The sequence below is a fragment of the Chryseobacterium sp. 'Rf worker isolate 10' genome (genome assembly GCF_050753305.1).
Classification (GTDB): domain Bacteria; phylum Bacteroidota; class Bacteroidia; order Flavobacteriales; family Weeksellaceae; genus Chryseobacterium.
On the sequence record NZ_JBOZOF010000002.1, the window covers coordinates 605,362 to 622,480 of the forward strand.

23 protein-coding genes are annotated in these 17,119 nt (G+C 35.2%); 7 read left to right on the plus strand and 16 right to left on the minus strand.

The annotated features are described in order from the left end of the window. Positions 1-256: 256 nt before the first annotated feature. The 4 genes from LKL37_RS12685 to LKL37_RS12700 all read right to left on the minus strand — a co-directional run bounded on the left by LKL37_RS12685 (position 257) and on the right by LKL37_RS12700 (position 2,841). Positions 257-844 (minus strand): NAD(P)H-dependent oxidoreductase, encoded by a 588-nt coding sequence (locus LKL37_RS12685; protein WP_431610929.1) that lies wholly within the window; start codon positions 842-844, stop codon positions 257-259. Positions 845-919: 75 nt separating this feature from the next. Further along, positions 920-1,738, minus strand: coding sequence for a helix-turn-helix domain-containing protein (locus tag LKL37_RS12690; RefSeq protein WP_431610930.1), 819 nt, complete (start codon positions 1,736-1,738; stop codon positions 920-922). A 10-nt stretch (positions 1,739-1,748) separates the two neighbouring features. Continuing rightward, on the minus strand, positions 1,749-2,243 hold the full coding sequence (locus LKL37_RS12695; RefSeq protein ID WP_431610931.1) for a GNAT family N-acetyltransferase: 495 nt from the start codon (positions 2,241-2,243) through the stop codon (positions 1,749-1,751). Continuing rightward, the gene (locus tag LKL37_RS12700) at positions 2,221-2,841 is read right to left on the minus strand and encodes a TetR/AcrR family transcriptional regulator (RefSeq protein WP_431610932.1); all 621 of its coding nucleotides are present in this window, start codon (positions 2,839-2,841) and stop codon (positions 2,221-2,223) included. The genes LKL37_RS12695 and LKL37_RS12700 overlap by 23 nt, the downstream gene beginning before the upstream one ends. A gap of 233 nt (positions 2,842-3,074) precedes the next feature. Here LKL37_RS12700 and LKL37_RS12705 point away from each other — a divergent pair, with 233 nt between their 5' ends. The 3 genes from LKL37_RS12705 (at position 3,075) to LKL37_RS12715 (ending at position 5,319) form a co-directional block, all read left to right on the plus strand. Beyond that, on the plus strand, positions 3,075-3,458 hold the full coding sequence (locus LKL37_RS12705; RefSeq protein WP_431610933.1) for a hypothetical protein: 384 nt from the start codon (positions 3,075-3,077) through the stop codon (positions 3,456-3,458). A 205-nt stretch (positions 3,459-3,663) separates the two neighbouring features. Beyond that, positions 3,664-4,239: a Crp/Fnr family transcriptional regulator gene (locus tag LKL37_RS12710; RefSeq protein ID WP_431610934.1), complete on the plus strand. Its 576-nt coding sequence runs from the start codon at positions 3,664-3,666 to the stop codon at positions 4,237-4,239. Between the two features lie 60 nt (positions 4,240-4,299). Beyond that, complete coding sequence (locus tag LKL37_RS12715; protein ID WP_431610935.1) at positions 4,300-5,319, plus strand: NAD-dependent epimerase/dehydratase family protein; 1,020 nt, start codon at positions 4,300-4,302, stop codon at positions 5,317-5,319. 12 nt (positions 5,320-5,331) lie between these two features. Here LKL37_RS12715 and LKL37_RS12720 read toward each other — a convergent pair whose 3' ends face one another. Further along, positions 5,332-5,955: a hypothetical protein gene (locus LKL37_RS12720; RefSeq protein ID WP_431610936.1), complete on the minus strand. Its 624-nt coding sequence runs from the start codon at positions 5,953-5,955 to the stop codon at positions 5,332-5,334. 94 nt (positions 5,956-6,049) lie between these two features. Further along, a complete protein-coding gene (locus LKL37_RS12725) occupies positions 6,050-6,517 on the minus strand; it encodes a VOC family protein (RefSeq protein WP_431610937.1) in 468 nt (155 codons plus the stop codon). 103 nt (positions 6,518-6,620) lie between these two features. On the opposite strand from LKL37_RS12725, the gene LKL37_RS12730 reads away from it, so the two are divergent. Both LKL37_RS12730 and LKL37_RS12735 read left to right on the plus strand, forming a co-directional pair. Continuing rightward, positions 6,621-7,184 (plus strand): TetR/AcrR family transcriptional regulator, encoded by a 564-nt coding sequence (locus LKL37_RS12730; RefSeq protein WP_431610938.1) that lies wholly within the window; start codon positions 6,621-6,623, stop codon positions 7,182-7,184. 39 nt (positions 7,185-7,223) lie between these two features. Continuing rightward, complete coding sequence (locus LKL37_RS12735) at positions 7,224-8,630, plus strand: MFS transporter (RefSeq protein ID WP_431610939.1); 1,407 nt, start codon at positions 7,224-7,226, stop codon at positions 8,628-8,630. An 18-nt stretch (positions 8,631-8,648) separates the two neighbouring features. Here the strand turns inward: LKL37_RS12735 and LKL37_RS12740 are convergent, their stop codons facing one another. From LKL37_RS12740 to LKL37_RS12780, 9 genes are all read right to left on the minus strand, one after another. Next, entirely contained in the window at positions 8,649-9,746 is a 1,098-nt protein-coding gene (locus tag LKL37_RS12740) for a serine hydrolase domain-containing protein (RefSeq protein WP_431610940.1), read from the minus strand. 101 nt (positions 9,747-9,847) lie between these two features. Next, positions 9,848-10,579 (minus strand): methyltransferase domain-containing protein, encoded by a 732-nt coding sequence (locus tag LKL37_RS12745; protein ID WP_431610941.1) that lies wholly within the window; start codon positions 10,577-10,579, stop codon positions 9,848-9,850. 154 nt (positions 10,580-10,733) lie between these two features. Beyond that, positions 10,734-11,147 carry an SRPBCC family protein gene (locus LKL37_RS12750; protein WP_431610942.1) on the minus strand — a complete coding sequence of 138 codons (414 nt, stop codon included), beginning with the start codon at positions 11,145-11,147 and terminating at the stop codon, positions 10,734-10,736. Between the two features lie 3 nt (positions 11,148-11,150). Continuing rightward, positions 11,151-11,654, minus strand: a complete 504-nt coding sequence (locus LKL37_RS12755) for an SRPBCC family protein (RefSeq protein WP_431610943.1) — start codon at positions 11,652-11,654, stop codon at positions 11,151-11,153. A 43-nt stretch (positions 11,655-11,697) separates the two neighbouring features. Then, on the minus strand, positions 11,698-12,018 hold the full coding sequence (locus LKL37_RS12760) for an ArsR/SmtB family transcription factor (RefSeq protein WP_431610944.1): 321 nt from the start codon (positions 12,016-12,018) through the stop codon (positions 11,698-11,700). A gap of 163 nt (positions 12,019-12,181) precedes the next feature. Further along, complete coding sequence (locus LKL37_RS12765) at positions 12,182-12,382, minus strand: YqaE/Pmp3 family membrane protein (protein ID WP_414844471.1); 201 nt, start codon at positions 12,380-12,382, stop codon at positions 12,182-12,184. Positions 12,383-12,408: 26 nt separating this feature from the next. Then, positions 12,409-12,792 carry a tetratricopeptide repeat protein gene (locus LKL37_RS12770; RefSeq protein WP_431610945.1) on the minus strand — a complete coding sequence of 128 codons (384 nt, stop codon included), beginning with the start codon at positions 12,790-12,792 and terminating at the stop codon, positions 12,409-12,411. Between the two features lie 51 nt (positions 12,793-12,843). Then, complete coding sequence (locus LKL37_RS12775; protein WP_431610946.1) at positions 12,844-13,263, minus strand: DUF1801 domain-containing protein; 420 nt, start codon at positions 13,261-13,263, stop codon at positions 12,844-12,846. Between the two features lie 112 nt (positions 13,264-13,375). Continuing rightward, entirely contained in the window at positions 13,376-15,394 is a 2,019-nt protein-coding gene (locus LKL37_RS12780) for a M3 family metallopeptidase (RefSeq protein WP_431610947.1), read from the minus strand. A gap of 212 nt (positions 15,395-15,606) precedes the next feature. Here LKL37_RS12780 and LKL37_RS12785 point away from each other — a divergent pair, with 212 nt between their 5' ends. Next, a complete protein-coding gene (locus LKL37_RS12785) occupies positions 15,607-16,137 on the plus strand; it encodes an SRPBCC family protein (RefSeq protein ID WP_431610948.1) in 531 nt (176 codons plus the stop codon). A 35-nt stretch (positions 16,138-16,172) separates the two neighbouring features. Here the strand turns inward: LKL37_RS12785 and LKL37_RS12790 are convergent, their stop codons facing one another. Beyond that, positions 16,173-16,532 carry a DUF805 domain-containing protein gene (locus tag LKL37_RS12790; protein ID WP_431610949.1) on the minus strand — a complete coding sequence of 120 codons (360 nt, stop codon included), beginning with the start codon at positions 16,530-16,532 and terminating at the stop codon, positions 16,173-16,175. A gap of 133 nt (positions 16,533-16,665) precedes the next feature. Here LKL37_RS12790 and LKL37_RS12795 point away from each other — a divergent pair, with 133 nt between their 5' ends. After that, a complete protein-coding gene (locus tag LKL37_RS12795; protein ID WP_431610950.1) occupies positions 16,666-17,115 on the plus strand; it encodes a hypothetical protein in 450 nt (149 codons plus the stop codon). Positions 17,116-17,119: the final 4 nt, after the last annotated feature.

Consider the following 17,119-nt stretch of genomic DNA (forward strand, 5'->3'; position numbering starts at 1 on the left):
ATTTTATTATTTTCTTGGTCACTTGATAAGAAGTCAATAAAACCGGGTGGAAGCTTTGTTTTTCAATAGGTGTTTTCATAGAAAAAAATTAATAATTTAAGGTAATTATATACAATTTTACACTAATCATGATATGTAATTATTATGACTCTGTCATTCTGAATGTAATGAAGTGAAATGAAGAATCTAAGCTTTACATGAGATTCTTCCTTCGTCAGAATGACAACAGTATAAAATTGTATATGTATATAGCCACCTAATTTAATACATAATCAGAGTATAGATTTCTAATCTGATCTTTCCAGATTTCCAGATTTTCGGGAGATGCTTTATCTGCTTTGTCAAAAAATAAATGTCTGATGATTTCCAAGCCGGAATAAATGAAAATACCATTATCAGATGTTAGTGTCAAAGCTTTATCCATTCCCATTTTTTCATATTCTTCATGAGATTTTCCATGGGTATTGATGATAACGGTTTTTTTACCTTTCAGAAGACCTTTCTGTATGCCCTGATCATAACGATAGGCAAACCCATAACTGAATACACGGTCTATATATCCTTTCATTATTGCAGGAAGCCCGGTCCACCAAATAGGATAAATAAAAGTAATTTGTTCTGCCCACGAAATATGCTCCTGTTCAGTTTTTACATCATCAGATAATTGCCCCTGGAATTGCCCCTGCATATCCTCCAAAGAAAATACTGGATCAAAACCGATTTTATAAAGATCTCTCACAATAATTTCCTCGTTATGGGATTGGAGTGTTTCAACAACAGTGTTTAAAAGATGATGGTTTAAACTGTTTTCATTAGGGTGTGCGTAAATGATTAAATGTCTCATTGTTTTGATTGTTAAGATTAATGAGACAAATGTAGGACAGCATACTTTTCAAAAATTGTAAGAAAACGAAACGGTCTATTGGGATTTAGGGTTACAGATTTCCTGCTGGAATTTTAAATACTGAGCTGGTGAAATGTTGATAAAGTGCTTGAAATCATGAATGAGCTGGCTTTGGTCATAGTAACCGCATTCATCAATGATGGTAAACCATTTGACGTGATTTTGCTTTTCGGTTTCCTTTTCAATGAGTTGGATAGCTTTTAAAAAACGGTTGTAGCGGGTAAGCTCCTTTAAAGAATATCCAAACTGTTCTTTCTGCTTTCTCTGAATGTTTCTTTCCGTTTGCTGTGTCTGTTCTGCAATGACTTTAACAGGATTTAAAAGATCATTCTCAAAACTGCTCAAAAGCTGGCTGGTAGAATCCTGATGCTGAAGATAAGGTCTGCAGAATTCAAGAATATGATTCACCTGCTCTGTGGTTGAATCTAATTGTGTAAGCTGATGCCAAAGATCTGTAAAACAATTTTCTTCCAACAGCTCATCCGGATGTTTTACCGACTGTTCTATGGATATCTTCCCAAAAAACCTGAAGAATGCATCATCTTTGAAATTGGCAACCAAAATAGAGCATCCTGCGGGAAGCGTATATTCAAAAGCTTGTCTCACTGGTCCGAAGACCATACATTTATCCACACTTATAATAGTGTTTTCACGGGTAGACATGGTAGCACTTTCCCCAAAACAAAATAACAGAATCGTCTGATAAGTGGGTAAAAGGGTTTTGGTTATGGATGTTTCAGAGATATTTTCAGCGAAGTAAAAATGAGTAAATACATTTTCAAATTCCTGTGGAACTGAAATTCTATATTCATTATATTCCGGATGTAATTCCATAGGCCTGAAATTAGGAGATGAGGTATTTGACCATTTTATAATTGATCATAGAAGTTCCTTTCACATTGACAGTTTGTTCCTGAATAACCTGAAAACCTGCTTTTTCAAAAAATAATCTGGCTGTTTTGCTTACATCAGCAGTAATTTCTTTCTGTTGCTGCTGAAGAGCTTCTTTTTCAATCTGATGATAAAGCAGAGATGCGATTCCTTTATGCTGATGATCTTTGTGCACAAAAAGCAGATCAATATAATTCCCCTGATCGAGCGTACAGAAACCCACTATTTTATTTTCGATGACAGCAATCAAAACATATTGATCTCTGATCACGTTCATCCATCTTTCCTCATTCTCTGTACCGGATTTCCAGGCTTCGAGCTGTTGAAGATCATAGTCTTTTTTACATATCTCATCTATCGTTACTGTAAAAAGCTGCAGCATTTCCGGAAGATCAGCACTAACTCCTTTTCTGGTCGTGATATGATTATCTGATGTATTGTTGTTCATAAAGCTTTTGCTGTTCTTTATTTAGATGTGGATAAAAGAGATTCATCTGCAGCAGCGTATAGTGTTGAATCGCTTCTTTCGGATTGAGTTTCAAAATAAGTCTGTTGTGAGTAAGCCAGTTGTCAGCAATGATAAAAATCTGTTCAACAAGACCGTCAATTATAAAATGAGGAATATCTTTCTGAAATATATTGTTTTTCTGAAGATCTGAAAAAATCTGTTGGAATTCTTCTTTTCTGCTAAAATTAATCCCTTCATATTTAGATTTGATGTCAGAATTCTGATTCAGAATATCTATAAAATTGATGAATATAAAGCGGTAAGAATGAAAAATTTCGGAAGTAGAATATGTGAATTGATAAAGATCTTCCAGCGTTTTATTTTCCCTTTTTTTCATCTGGTTCAGCAGCTCATCCATTTTCAAAGTAAGTTCTGAGAAAAGGATTTTAATGATATCTTCAGAGTGTCTGAAATGATAGTGCAGATTTCCTGCACTGATACTAAGTTCAGCCGCAATACGCCTTGTGGTAATATTGTTATACCCTTTGTCATTAAATAATTCCAGTGCTTTAGACAGAATTTTATCCTTGGTCTTCATAACCCAAAGATAAGAATATCAGAATGGATATAAATCATATTTTTAAAATTAGAACAATTGTTCTAATTTAATATATTTGCTGTATTAAATCTTATGACGATGGAAGGTAAACAGAAATTCAATTATGATTCAGCAGAAAGTATTGATAAAGAAAATAAAACAGAGCCTCAGGAAGTAATATCAAAAATATTACAGGTAATTCTCGGGATAATAATGGCCGTATTGCATATGTGATGAAAAAGAGAATTTCATATTGGTTTCTGCTGGGGCTGACAGTCTGGGGTGTAATTATTCTGCTGAGGCGAAACGGAACTGTTATTCCCATTATCAATGATTATTTTACGGATTGTATTTCAGTTCCAATGTATTGCTATCTGATAGAATATATCATGAATGGGATTCTTGGCTATCAATGGAAACCTGATTTGAAGTTTGTATTGACCTCAGTGCTGTATCTTTCTTTTTTGTTTGAAGTACTCTGCCCGAAACTATCTGCTCATTTTACCGGAGATTTTCTTGATGTGCTGGCTTATTTTGCAGGAGGAATGATGTATTATTTTCTTACTGTAAGGCGTTCGTTGGTAAAATATAAAAAGGCCGGCAGTTCCACATCGTAAAAGAAGACTGCCGGCTGTGTTATAGTTTTTATCCTGATTCAATACTTATTCTTACTGCATTTTGAGCAGCAGTTTTCTTTCGGTTATATGTACAAGACAATTATTGAATGCAAGATGTTACATTGGAGGACAATATTTTTTTGCACTCATCAATATTGAAATTTCTTTTGGTATTTTTGTATAAGATTAAAACAGGTTTATTTCAATGCACGACAAGCTTTTACAATATATGCATTCCGGTCATGGTTTCACTCAGGAAGAAACAGAGGCGGTCAGAAAATATTTTGAGCCTGTAGCATTTTCTAAAAATACAATAATAGAAGAGGCCGGAAGAGTGCCTCAATACCTTTACTATATTGTTTCAGGTTATCTCAGGCTTTTTTATACGGAAGAGAACGGTAACGAAGTGACAACACATATCAATTGTCCGCCGGGGTTTTTTACGTCTTATTCCGATTTTATCAACAGTACTGTTTCTGAAAATACGATAGAATCTGTCACCGATTCTGAGCTTTTGAGAATTTCTAAAGAAAATCTCGATCATTTGACCAGCCAAAGTCAGGCCATGAAAGATTTTAGTATTTCAGTTTTTCAACAGTCGATATCCTATAATGAAAAACGTTCCAGAGAATTATCTGTTTTGAATGCCGAACAGCGCTATCTGAAACTGATGAATGATTATCCTGAAATTATTCAAAATGTTCCTATCCAGTATATCGCTTCATTTTTAGGGATGAAGCCAGAAAGTCTGAGCAGAATCCGGAGAAAAATAATTAACTAACAAAAGTCAAGTGCTTCCGGTTCCGGGAAGATGAACTTTGCAGCATTAAAATTAAATGCAATGACAAAAAGTAATCTAAGCCTTGTCTCAGGAGCTAATGGACATCTGGGAAATAATTTAGTAAGATTTTTATTAAAACAGGGACTTCCGGTACGGGCAGCCGTAAGAAATACAAAGAACAGAAAGCCTTTTGAAGGATTGGATTGTGAACTGGTACAGGCCGATATTACTGACAAGGCCTCTTTTGTAAAAGCCCTTCAGGGAGTGGAAACATTTTACGCTGTAGGGGCTTCTTTTAAATTATGGGCTAAAGATCCCAGAAAAGAAATCTATGACGTAAATATCAATGGTACCCGAAATACTATCGAAGCAGCTGCAGAAGCAGGGGTAAAGAAAATAGTGTATGTAAGTTCTATTGCTGCACTCGATTATACAAAGTTACCAGCCAGAGAAAACAACGGTTATAATCCGGATCGCAGAGATATGTATTATAATTCTAAGAATGATGGAGAGAAGCTTGCTTTTGATCTGGCGGCAAAACAGGGCATAGAGCTGGTTTCGGTGATGCCTTCCGCTATGATTGGCAGTAAAGCATTTTTACCGTTAAATGTTTCCTATGGAGTTCTCAAATTAATTTTGAATAGAAAAATCCCTGTAGATACTAAAATTACCCTGAACTGGATTGATGTGAAAGATGTTGCAGAAGGATGCTTTCTGGCAGCTGAAAAAGGACGTTCCGGTGAACGTTATATTCTTGCCAATGAAAAATGCATGACCATCACGGATACCACCATTCTTGCCAATAGCCTTTATCCTGAGCTGAAACTGAATATTCCACGTGCTGTTCCCAAAGGTATTTTGTTTACAATTGCTGGTATCATGGAATTGACTGCAAAGCTAAGCGGAAAACCACCCGTACTCACCCGAAAAGATATTGCCATGTTTTCAGGGTTACAGCAGGATTTTGATATTTCTAAAGCCAGAACTGAATTGGGATTCAATCCAAAAAGTCCTGAGGAAGCTGTGAAAGAAGCATTAGATTATCTCATGAGAAACCCTGAAATGTTGATAGAGGCCTGAAAAGCCTATTTTCTATTGATTCTCAAGCTTGATAATAGAACCTTTGTAAAACTTGGTCAGATCATACAGATCTGTAAAATAATGCTGAAGATCCGGAATCAGTTTATGGTCAAAATCTTTCAAACCGCATTGGTTTTCTGCCAGAAGATATAAAGATTGGTTATCCGGCTTCAGATATTCACAAAGGATATTGTCCGGATGCTGTTCCCTGTTGATAATCTCTGTCAGAAATATTCCGTAGATCAGAAATTGGTTGAAATTTTTGGAATCAACAATATAATTCATGTCCTGCTTCTGGAGTTTTTCATAATCCGACAGAATCTGAAGAAAGTTCTCAGCATGAAGGGTAGTCGGAATTTCATAAAAAAGGTCAATACCATTGATGAAAAGCTGTGTTTTGGTTTCCTCATGATCTGAAGAATACACTTGATGAAACCACTGGAAAATAAGCAGAAGTTCTTCCTGCGTGAGTTCTTCAACGGAATCTTTTACTTTTTCTTTAATGGTTTCAAGTGTTTTTTGCGCTTCAGGCTGAAGAAATTTCAGAATATTTTCTTCTTCACGGCTGAGCTTATTGTACAAATTAATTTTGGCAACAGTTGGATTGGTCTTGATGAAATAAAGTTCTTCCGCCATAGTTATTTACCAAATCAGATTTCAAATGGTTATTTAAATATACAAAATATGCGTCAACCGCATTAAAAAATTTAATATGCATTGAATGGTATGGCTACTTTACCGTTTCATGAAGTGCAATTCTGTTTCCTTCTGAGTCTTCAAATTCTGCTACAGCAAAACCGTACTTTTCGTCTGTTCTTTTAGGATAAAGAACAGAACCTCCATATTGAACAGCTTTTTCCAATGTTTGGTCAATATTTTCAGTTTTAAAATAAATAATGACACCGTTTTTGGATGGTTTATAAACCTCTCCTTTGGCCAATGCTCCTGTGATACCACTGTTTTTTTCTTCAAAAGGAAACAAAGCCATCTCGTAGCCGTCTATGATTTCTTTATCAAAACAAAAGCTGAAAACAGCAGAATAAAACTTTTCAGCACGTTCCAAATCATTCACAGGAATTTCAAAATAGACAACAGGATTGGTAGAACTCATATTTTTTGCAGGATTAGGTTTTTCTGACTGACTGCAAGATACGCCTATTAGTAATAAAAATATGAAAAAGCAGGGCAGTGGTTTCATGATCAGGTTATTTCTTTCTCAATCTAAAATAAAGTTTTTATCTCAATTTTAAAAAATAGATAGACTTATCTATTTTTTATTTACATTTGTAAAAATTTTTATGATGAAAAAAGAAAAAGTACGCGAAAGAATTATCAGGGTTGCTTCAGATCTGTTTTACAAACAGGGATATAATTCTACGGGAATCAATCAGATTATTGCTGAAGCTGATATTGCTATTGGTTCTTTGTACAATCACTTTTCATCTAAAAATGATCTTCTTCAGGCCTATCTTGTTAAAGAAGAATTCGATTGGTTTGATGGGTTTGAAAACAGTACTTCTAAAATTTCAGACCCGAGAGAAAAGCTTCTGACACTTATTGATTACAGAAAAAAATTGCAGCAGACTTCAAAGTTTGCAGGATGCCACTTCATTAAAATTGTCTCCGAAATAGGAGAGGGTAATCCCTCCGTTTCCGGTTTTGCCAAACAGCATAAAGAAAAACAAAAAAATCTGATCAAGACACTTGTCAATGAATATACAGAACAAACACAGATAACTGATTCTGATTTAATAGCAGAAAATATTTTCCTTTTGATAGAAGGAGCCGTGGTTACCTCTACCATCAACAGGCAAAATGATTCTTTTGACCAGGTAAAAAAAATAGTACAGGGTTTACTGCCTTAATTTTTTTAATTATTTAAAAATAGATATATCTATATAAAAATGAAATGTAAGTATTTGAAATTATTGGTAATATTGTTTGGGCAATTATTGACGATTATGGATATTTTTATCATCAATGTGTCTATACCATCTATACAACGTGACCTTCATGCTTCCAATGGGGAAATGCAGTTTATGATTGCAGCTTATCTTATCGGTTTTGCTTCTTTACTGATTACAGGAGGGCGATTGGGTGATCTGTACGGGAGAAAAAAGATCTATATGATTGGATTGATTGCTTTTATGATAAGCTCCATTGCCTGCGGGCTTTCTGCAGGTGCAGGACAGCTGGTTATTTCAAGGTTTGTGCAGGGGATAAGTGCTGCGATGATGGCACCTCAGGTACTTTCCATGATACAGATTCTGTTTTCTGATCATCAGGAACGAACCAAAGCAATGGGCTGGTACGGAATTACGATCGGAATAGGAACGGTTTTAGGGCAGTTTCTAGGCGGCTATTTTTCGTCTTTGACGATGATGAATGAGCCATGGAGATTAATTTTTCTGATGAACATTCCCATTTGTTTACCGGCAGTTTTTCTTACGCTGAAACTATTGGATGAATCTAAAATTTCTGTGAAACAATCTTTTGATGCAGTTGGAGTTTTAATTCTTTCTGCAGGACTGTTCTGCGCTACTTATGCATTGACGATGTCTGAGCATGATGGTCTCCACTTCAAAAATGTTTCATTAATGATTGTTTCTGGTGGAATTTTATTCACATTTATAAAAAATCAGAAGAAAAGAATCCAAAATGAACGTTCTTATCTGATTGATTTTGAATTGTTCCGTTATAAAAACTTTAATCTCGGAATCATCGCGGTTTCTTTCTTTTTTATCATGCTGGATTCCTATTTCTATATTCTGTCGTTGTTTTTTCAGGATGGACTAAAGATCAGTCCGCTTGAAGCAGGAGAAATTATTGTTTTTCAGGGACTGGGTTTTATATTGGCGTCTTTTATTTCCGTAAAATTCATTTTAAGATATGGAAAAAAAGCCCTGATGGCAGGACTTATCTTTATAATTGTTGTTCTTATTCTTCAACTGTTTTTATTCAGAATGCAGACGGGATTTCCTGTTTTTTGTCTGTTGTTGTTTTTGCATGGGCTGGGAATAGGTTCTATTATTCCTTCACTGGCTAATATAGCGTTGTCGGGAATGTCTGACAAATTGATTGGAAATGCCTCCGGTGTTTATAATACTTTACAGCAGATTGCTGCCATTATCGGAATTGTTGCTGTAGGAAATGTTTTCTATTATTTTCTGGGATCAAAACCTGCTATACATAATTATCGCAATGCTTTCTCAGTTGCTTTACTGATCAATATTTTCTGTCTGATTTTTGTAATGATCTACATTTTTAAAGTTCCGGATCATGTTCTTCCTGAAATGAGGCGCAGAAAATAAAAGATGCTGTTTTTAAGGTTACTTTGATGAGGTTTTCATTTCATTTAAAGTTGCTTTCGCAATATTTCTGGTCACTTCAGTAGGAGAGTGGCAGTCACAGTTGCTGAACCCGATCATATAAATGTCTTCACTTGGAATGTAAATACCCATGCTTTTAAATCCAAATATACTTCCTCCATGTTCGCGGTCAGGAATTCCATTGATTTCTTTCAGATGCCATCCGTAGCCGTAGGTAAATTCTTCACCGTTATTCAGTTTATATTTCTGAAAAGCCTTTTGCGTTTCTTTTAAATTCAGTAATAGATTTTGATTCAAAGCCTGCTGCCATTTTAGCATATCATCTGCGGTAGACATCAGTGAACCGGACGAAAATGGAATGCTGAAACTGATGACGGTTTTATTCACGAATCCCTGTTCTTTTTTGTGATATCCGTAAGCTCTTTGAGGGATAACTTTTCTGTCAGAAGCGTAATAGGAATGACTCATTCCTATTTTGTCAAAGATGTTTTTCTTGATAAAATCTTCATATGAGGTTCCGGAAACCAGTTCGATGATATATCCCAACACCACATAGCCGGAATTGTTGTAATCAAATTTTTCTCCCGGAGCGAAATCCACAGGTTCGTTTTTGAAAAAATTGACCATTTCTTCAGGTTTCATGTCTTTTTGAGCGATAGAGGACAATGATTTTATTTTCGTAAAATCTTTTATTCCGGAAGTATGGGTTAGAAGATGATGAATCGTGATTTTATCTCCGTTAGGATACTCTTTGATGTATTGGGAAACAGGATCATTAACATTGAGTTTTCCTTCCTGCTCCAGCATCAGAATGGCTATGGCAGTAAACTGTTTGGTCATTGATCCGATTTGAAAAACGTTATCCGGTGTCATATTTACGTTGAGTTCAAGATTGGCTTTCCCAAATGCTTTCCGGTACAGATTTTTTCCATTTTGAGTGATCAGAAAAACACCACCAGGTTCATTTTTATTCCCGAATTCAGTCTGAATAATACTGTCAATTTTCTTTTCATATCCTTTTGACTGTACCTGAGCATCCATTGTATTGTTTAAAAATGGAAGCAGAACAAGAGTGGCTGTCAGTTTTTTTATAATCATATCGATGTAATTTGTTATACAAAGATATAAATTATTTTTATTACTATGTTATGCAATATAGCTGTTTGTTTTTTAATTTATAATGTTGATATTCAATAAAATTATTTGGAAACAGAAATAAGTAACATCATGGGTCTGCGGAGTTCTTCTTTCATCTCCGGAATTTCTTTCAACATGTCCTGACTTGGCTCTGGCTCAATGACTTCTTTGATTTTGAAGCCATGTTTTAATAAGGTATTTAAATAAGATGTTAATGTACGATGATATTTGATGACATTTTCACCTAAAAATGTGGTGTTTCTTTTTCCTTCAATAAAATACCGATCTACCGGCCAGCAGACTTTTTCACCATTTTTATCATATACCCAGTCCTGATCACCTTCTGCAGTAAAAACAGGATGTTCTACCGAGAAAACAAATAATCCTCCGGGAGTAAGCCATTGGTTAATATTACGCACCAGAGTATCGAATGATTCAACATAATGCAGGGTAAGTGAACTTAGTATTACATCAAATTTTTCAGCAGGATAATGCACTTCTTCCAATGCTTTTCTTTCATAGTGAATACCTTCCATATTATTGATCTCTTTAGCTTTTGCCAGCATTTTTTCTGAAAGATCAATTCCGATCACAGATTTTGCTCCATTTTCCATGGCATAACGACAGTGCCATCCGAAGCCACAGCCGAGATCAAGAACATTTTTTCCTTGAAAATCTGGCAGCATATTTTTCAGCGTGTGCCATTCTCCGGCTCCTTCCAATCCAATCTGAGAACGGAGCATTTTTTCGTACTGGTCAAAAAATGATGGATTGTCGTATTTATTTTCTTTCATAGCTTCAAAAAAATAAGGTTCTTTAAACTCAGATATTTCAGACTTTGAAAAGTAAATTTACAACATTATTGGAGTTCAGTGGTTCTGATCACTGAAAAAGTAAAAGCTGAATGTAAAACATCCAGCTTTATATCAATCCTCATTGGAAAAATTTTTAATTCGATTCCGTATACTTTTTGAAATTATCGAGAATTGCCTGCCAGCCTCCTTTCTGCATTTCTTTAGGATTCTGATTTTCCGGGTCGAAGGCTACGTCTACATGAGTTTGACCTTCCTTTTCTTTAAAATCAACTTGTACCTGTCTTCCGTCCGGCATAGTATACTTAAAGTTTTCACCATCCTTTATTTCATCATAGACCGCTTCAAAGTCGAAACCGAAACTTCCATCTTTGGCTTCCATTCTTGCAGCATATTTTCCTCCTACTTTCATATCGTTGGAAGCAGAAGGGCATTGCCATGAAGGATCAGCAAAGTTCCATTGGGTGATGTGTTCAGGATGGGTATAGTAATTCCATACTTTTTTTGCATCTGCATTGATGGTAGCAGAAACTGTGATTTTTTGGCTCATTTTTTATGATTTTAATGTTAATAATAATTCGTCAAGTTTTTCAAGAGTTGCCTTCATTCCTTGTTCCATACCCATCTCAATAATAGTTTCCAGATCAGCTAAGGATTGATAGGAGACAATAGTTTCTACAAGGGTGTTTTCATTTTTATCTGTGAAAGTAACTACCCATTCTGCCTGAGGTAAATCTGTATTGATTTCTCCTTTTTCATTACAAAATGCATCGCTGGAAGTATAAGAATCAATTGGGCTGATCTTGTGGTAACCGATCCATCCCCAATATTCTGTTCCATTGGGTTCTACCATAGCATAATGCCAGTGTCCGCCTTCATGAAATTCCATTGATTTTGTTTTTGTAGTCAGTGGTTTCGGAGCAAACCAGCGGTCAAGAAGTTCACTCTTTGTGTAACAGTCCCAAACCATTTGTCGGTTGGCCATAAACTCACGTCTGATCGTGAGTGTGTTCTTTTCCTTGTCTGCCAAGAAATCGAACTGAAGATGATTTTTCATACTATTATTTTATAATTTGTTTTGGTTAGATTAATTTTAATCTCTATTTCTGCTGGCTTTTCAATGTTGCCAGTAAAGTATCCAGCTGGTCAAAACGACTTTCCCATATCTTTCTGAACTGTTCCAGCCAACGATCAATTTCTTTCATTTTATCAATTTCTAAAAAGTAATAAATTTCTCTTCCCTGGTGATTTTGGGTAACCAATTCGCACTCAGTCAGGATTTTCAGATGTTTTGAAACGGCCTGTCTGGTGGTGTCGAAATGCTCTGCTATAGCATTCGGAGTCATTGCCTGTACTGCTATCAATGCAATAATAGCTCTGCGAGTGGGATCTGCTATAGCCTGAAAAATATCTCTTCTCATGGATGATGATTTTTTAATGAAACCATATGGTTGCAAATATATGTGCAACTTTTTGGTTTCGCAAATTTTTTTAATAAAATTTATAAATCAAAAATTTGAAAAATAATAGATAGTGTTTATTGATTGGTTTTCAATCAGTTATTTATGGTTGATTGGGTAAACTTTATCTTTTGTTTTCCCGCATGGCTTTGATCAATCTGTCATTTCTTTTGTCAGCTCTTGCATTATTTAAAGAAAGTACAGCCCAAATGGCAGCGGGAAGCCATCCGATCAGGGTAATCTGCAAAATCAGACAGATAATTCCGGTAAGAACTTTTCCACGGACCATGAAAGATAAGAAGGGAAGTAATATGGCTAATAACATGATTATAAGTTTTAACTGATTGGTTTTTAACGGGATTGAGGATCGAAATAGGCTTTGAAAGTAAGAGGATCTTCTGTTTTATCCTCAGCTTCTTCAAGATACTCCAAATACTCTTCCTGATGTTTTTCCATATAAACAAGCACAATGGCAAGATTTACAAAGAGATTTTTGTCTTTGGAATCTAAATTCAATGCCTTTTTTAAATACTCCAGAGCCATTTCATTTTCTCCCATATCAGAATAAATAGCACCAATATTAATGAGAGCCGAAGTATTTTCAGGTTCAATAAGTAAAATTTCCTCTAATTCTTTTACTAAAAGATCGTTCAAAGTGTCCCAATGGTCTTCATTTTCCCATCTTTTAGCCTGAAGTTTTTTTACGTTTTCTAATCTTAATGTTATACTACTCATTATTTAAAATTACAGAATGAATGCTTACTTACAATGTGCAAATTTAGGTTTTTACTCTTTAATTCCATCCAGTATTGCAGCTTTCAGTATTTCAATATTGATATCTTTTAAAGCTTTGAATTTAATACAATATCCCGTGACGCTGGCTTTACCTATTTTTTCTCCGTAGGTTTGGGCTAAGTAAGTTTTATCACTGATATTCATAATGTAGATGGAAATCCCTGTTGTATTGGCACTCATCCCAATCTGGTAAAAGTCTCTGGTTTTTCCACCAGTGTATTCTATCGTATACAATCCATATCCGATATTGGGATTGGAAACCGTTTTATTTTCACTGTTTTTACCATCGAGAAACCACAGCTGGCATTCCGGCATAAGCTTCAGAATGATGTGGTGGAGTTCCTGCATATCGTTACGTTTCAGTTCCGGCTGGCTGTTGATATAGTCTTGGATTTGTTCTTGAATGGTCATGTATCAGAAATTGATTGAGGTTATCGGATGACTAATTTAAAACAAAAAAGAACAGCAATCGCTGTTCTTTTTATATTGTATTTTCCTGATCTCTTCAATCAATTTTTATCGCTTATCCAAATGCTCTTTTCAGTAAGCTTTCCACCTTTGGTTCGCTGCCTCTGAAATTTTTGTAAAGTTCCATTGGATCTTTAGTTCCGCCTGAAGAAAGCAATACTTTATATTTGGCTGCAATCTCAGGATTGAAGATTCCGTTTTCTTTGAAATACTGGAACGCATCAGCATCCAGAACTTCCGCCCATTTGTAAGAATAATATCCTGCAGAATAACCTCCCTGAAAAATGTGTGAGAAACTTGGGCTCATTGCCGTTTCAGCATTGGAAGGATAAAGAGTGGTTGCTTTGGTATATTTATCTTCAAATTCTTTCACACTTTCGTTCTCCAGTTCTGCTACTTTTGTATGATAGTTCATATCCAGAAGTCCGAAACCTAGTTGTCTTAAAGTTTGATAACCTTCCATAAAATTTTTAGACTGTTCAATCTTTTCAATTTTTTCGTCAGGAAGTACTTCTCCGGTTTTGTAATGCTTTGCAAACGTTTTTAAGAATTCCGGCTCGTAGCAGAAGTTTTCCAGAAACTGTGATGGAAGTTCCACAAAATCCCATTTTACAGAAGTTCCGGAAAGGGTAGGATACTGAGTATCCGCCATCATTCCGTGAAGAGCGTGTCCGAATTCGTGGAATAAAGTAGTCACCTCCTGGAACGTCAGTAAGCTAGGAGTATCTTTTGTCGGTTTGCTGAAGTTGCAGACAATTGAAATATGCGGACGGGAATTTTCACCGTTCTGCTTGTATTGATTTTTGTAGCTGGTCATCCATGCTCCGGCTCTTTTCCCTTTTCTTGGAAAATAATCAACGTATAAAAGAGATTTATAAGTCCCGTTCTCTTTTACTTCGTATACTTTTACATCTTCATGATATTTTGGAATGTCATTTCTTTCCTCAAAAGTCAGTCCGAAAAGTTTTCCAGCCAGCCCGAATACAGCATCCTGTACCTGGTTTAGTGGAAAATAAGGTTTCAATTCCTCATCATTAAGGTCAAATTTAGCTTTACGAAGTTTTTCAGCATAGAATGCGTGGTCGTAACTTTGCATTTCATCAATTCCATCGGCTTTTGCTAAAGCTTTTAATTCTTCAATTTCTTTATCAGCATAAGGTTTTGCTTTCGTTAAAAGTTCGTTTAAAAAATCTAAAACTTTTACCGGAGATTTAGCCATTCTCTCTTCCAGTACAAAATCTGCATAGTTTTTATAGCCGATAAGTTCAGCTTTCTGCTGTTTTAAATTCAAAAGTTCTTTGATCAGATTTTGGTTGTCAAATTCTCCTCCGTCGAATGACTTTTTACCATTAGCTAAAGCCAATTCCTTTCTCAGTTCACGGTTTTCAGCATAGGTCATGAACGGAATATAGCTTGGATACTGTAACGTTACTACCCAGCCTTCAAGATTTCTTTCTTTTGCTTCTTCAGCAAATTGATCGATGATGGCTTCAGGAATTCCTGCAAGATCTTCTTTATTGGTGATATGTTTAAAATAAGCATTCGTAGAAGCCAGTACATTTTGTCCGAACTGTAAAGATTTTAAAGAAAGATCCATGCTGATTTTCTTTAATTTTTCTTTGTCTTCTTCATTCAATAAAGCGCCGCTTCTTACAAAACCTTTATAGGTTTCATTCAAAAGCATTTCCTGCTCTTCATTAAGATTATATTTTTCCTTTTCATCATATACTTTCTTGATTTTGTTGAAAAGGGCTTCATTTTGAGAAATTTTTGAAGAATATTCCGTTAAGATCGGAGAAACTTCCTGTGCAATCTGCTGGATTTCATCACTGGTCTCTGCAGAGTTTAAATTGAAAAAAATATTGGAAACCACATCCAGCTGCTCTCCGGAATACGCCAAAGCTTCAATTACATTTTCAAAAGTAGGAGCATCAAGATTGTTGACAATAGCATCAATTTCTGCTTCAGATTTCTGAATCAATTCTTTAAATGCCGGAAGATAATTTTCATTTTTAATGCCGTCGAACGGTGCTGAATGATATGGAGTGTTAAATTTTTCTGTTAAAATATTCATTTTTGGATCTTTTTGTATAAGGTAAATTTAATGATTCATTGGGAATCATAGCTGAAATCCTCAAAAATAATGCCTCGCCGGCAAGTTGTGACAAAAATACCTTATCTTTAATTAATCTTGTCATATGGAAAGAGGGAGTGATGTGGGAATATTTAATTTTGAAACAGATTTAAAAGTAATCATTAAAATAAATAACCTTAAATATATAGACTATGAAAACACTCTTAAAAATTATTGGTACCATCATCGTACTGATTCTCATCTATGCTGTAATTGCGATACTTGCTTTCAGTAAAGATTATCACTATGAAAAATCTATTGTCATCAATGCACCACAGGAAAAAGTATGGGCTTACACGGGGAACTTAAAAGGATACAACCAGTGGGATCCTTTTTCCAAAGCTGATAAAAATATTGTAATTACCTATTCAGGAGAAGGAGATAAGTTAGGAGATTCTTATCATTGGAAGGGAGATAAAAATGTAGGAGAAGGTGAGCAGTCTATTACTGAACTGGTGCCGAATCAAAAAATGGGTACAAAACTTCACTTTGTAGAGCCTTTTGAAGGAAATATGAAAGCTAATTTCATTTTGACTCCCGAAGGAAGCGGAACTAAAGTAACATGGATGATAGATAATGAGCTGACTCCCATGATGAAGATTATGAAGCCGTTAATGAACGGAAATATGGATAAAATGTTCAGTCAGGGGCTGGGCGATCTGAAGAAACTTGCTGAAAAATAAAATAAAAGCCTTGTAAATTTTACAAGGCTTTTTTATTAGAATTCTTTCTTACCAATCTCGTTGATCGAGTTATAGTTTCCTTCACCTTTAGGATTAGGACCATATTCATTAGGACCATGATCGCTGTCTGCGAATAACATCCATAAACTGTAGAAAGGAATTAATTGATACCAACCGGAATTTCCCCTGTCGTGACATCTTTTTGCCCCTTGTGCAAGAAGAAACCAAAGAAAAGGGATTAATAAGAGGAAAAATACTATCGTAACACCTGCAGACGGCTCGTTACTTTGAAAAAAGATATTGAAAGGTACGGAAAATACCAGATATAGAAGATAGGACAATCCGTATTCTGTCCTTCTGATTCTTCCATCAAATGAAAATGGTGCTTTAAACATGGTTTTAGTTTTAAAAAAGGCAAAGCTAAAAATAATTTTTAAAAATGACGGGCTATTTTGCAATCGTTTTTTTATGTTAAGTCAAAGAAATATTATTCTAAAAATATTATCTTTATATTAAAGAATAGATTCTATGGAGAAGATTGTATTTGAAAAAAGTGATATCAGAGACTTTGTAAAAACTACTATCGCAGAGAAAATTGAAAAGCTTAAAAACTTTATCGAATTTACTCTGGAAGCCAGCCGTGACATCAAAAAAACTCCGAAATATGATAGCATGAGAGAAGAAATGCAGGAGGAAATTTATCAGATGCAGCGACAGCTGGGGGCTTTGAATGATCTTAAAATAAATATGGCAAAAGTTCTGAATACGGCAACAGAAAGGGTACAGCTTGGTTCTCTGGTAATTACCAATAAGGCCAGGTTTTATATATCAGTGTCATTAGGGGAGTTCTTTTTTGAAGGAGACCGGTTCTATGCCATCTCTCCCGAAAGTCCCATGGCTAAAAAAATGATGGGTATGAAAGGCGGTGATGAATTTACCCTAAATAAAATCCATCAAAAGATTATAGAGGTTCTGTAAAAGT

Bases quoted from the DNA above. Each gene is read 5' to 3' on its own strand.
- LKL37_RS12725 (WP_431610937.1), bottom strand. From the start codon at position 6,517: ATGAAACCACTGCCCTGCTTTTTCATATTTTTATTACTAATAGGCGTA.
- LKL37_RS12730 (WP_431610938.1), top strand. From the start codon at position 6,621: ATGAAAAAAGAAAAAGTACGCGAAAGAATTATCAGGGTTGCTTCAGAT.
- LKL37_RS12765 (WP_414844471.1), bottom strand. From the start codon at position 12,382: ATGTTATTAGCCATATTACTTCCCTTCTTATCTTTCATGGTCCGTGGA.
- LKL37_RS12775 (WP_431610946.1), bottom strand. From the start codon at position 13,263: ATGACCATTCAAGAACAAATCCAAGACTATATCAACAGCCAGCCGGAA.
- LKL37_RS12750 (WP_431610942.1), bottom strand. From the start codon at position 11,147: ATGAGCCAAAAAATCACAGTTTCTGCTACCATCAATGCAGATGCAAAA.
- LKL37_RS12715 (WP_431610935.1), top strand. From the start codon at position 4,300: ATGACAAAAAGTAATCTAAGCCTTGTCTCAGGAGCTAATGGACATCTG.
- LKL37_RS12785 (WP_431610948.1), top strand. From the start codon at position 15,607: ATGAAAACACTCTTAAAAATTATTGGTACCATCATCGTACTGATTCTC.
- LKL37_RS12695 (WP_431610931.1), bottom strand. From the start codon at position 2,243: ATGAACAACAATACATCAGATAATCATATCACGACCAGAAAAGGAGTT.
- LKL37_RS12740 (WP_431610940.1), bottom strand. From the start codon at position 9,746: ATGATTATAAAAAAACTGACAGCCACTCTTGTTCTGCTTCCATTTTTA.
- LKL37_RS12770 (WP_431610945.1), bottom strand. From the start codon at position 12,792: ATGAGTAGTATAACATTAAGATTAGAAAACGTAAAAAAACTTCAGGCT.
- LKL37_RS12780 (WP_431610947.1), bottom strand. From the start codon at position 15,394: ATGAATATTTTAACAGAAAAATTTAACACTCCATATCATTCAGCACCG.
- LKL37_RS12685 (WP_431610929.1), bottom strand. From the start codon at position 844: ATGAGACATTTAATCATTTACGCACACCCTAATGAAAACAGTTTAAAC.
- LKL37_RS12735 (WP_431610939.1), top strand. From the start codon at position 7,224: ATGAAATGTAAGTATTTGAAATTATTGGTAATATTGTTTGGGCAATTA.
- LKL37_RS12700 (WP_431610932.1), bottom strand. From the start codon at position 2,841: ATGAAGACCAAGGATAAAATTCTGTCTAAAGCACTGGAATTATTTAAT.
- LKL37_RS12790 (WP_431610949.1), bottom strand. From the start codon at position 16,532: ATGTTTAAAGCACCATTTTCATTTGATGGAAGAATCAGAAGGACAGAA.
- LKL37_RS12795 (WP_431610950.1), top strand. From the start codon at position 16,666: ATGGAGAAGATTGTATTTGAAAAAAGTGATATCAGAGACTTTGTAAAA.
- LKL37_RS12760 (WP_431610944.1), bottom strand. From the start codon at position 12,018: ATGAGAAGAGATATTTTTCAGGCTATAGCAGATCCCACTCGCAGAGCT.
- LKL37_RS12705 (WP_431610933.1), top strand. From the start codon at position 3,075: ATGAAAAAGAGAATTTCATATTGGTTTCTGCTGGGGCTGACAGTCTGG.
- LKL37_RS12720 (WP_431610936.1), bottom strand. From the start codon at position 5,955: ATGGCGGAAGAACTTTATTTCATCAAGACCAATCCAACTGTTGCCAAA.
- LKL37_RS12710 (WP_431610934.1), top strand. From the start codon at position 3,664: ATGCACGACAAGCTTTTACAATATATGCATTCCGGTCATGGTTTCACT.
- LKL37_RS12745 (WP_431610941.1), bottom strand. From the start codon at position 10,579: ATGAAAGAAAATAAATACGACAATCCATCATTTTTTGACCAGTACGAA.
- LKL37_RS12690 (WP_431610930.1), bottom strand. From the start codon at position 1,738: ATGGAATTACATCCGGAATATAATGAATATAGAATTTCAGTTCCACAG.
- LKL37_RS12755 (WP_431610943.1), bottom strand. From the start codon at position 11,654: ATGAAAAATCATCTTCAGTTCGATTTCTTGGCAGACAAGGAAAAGAAC.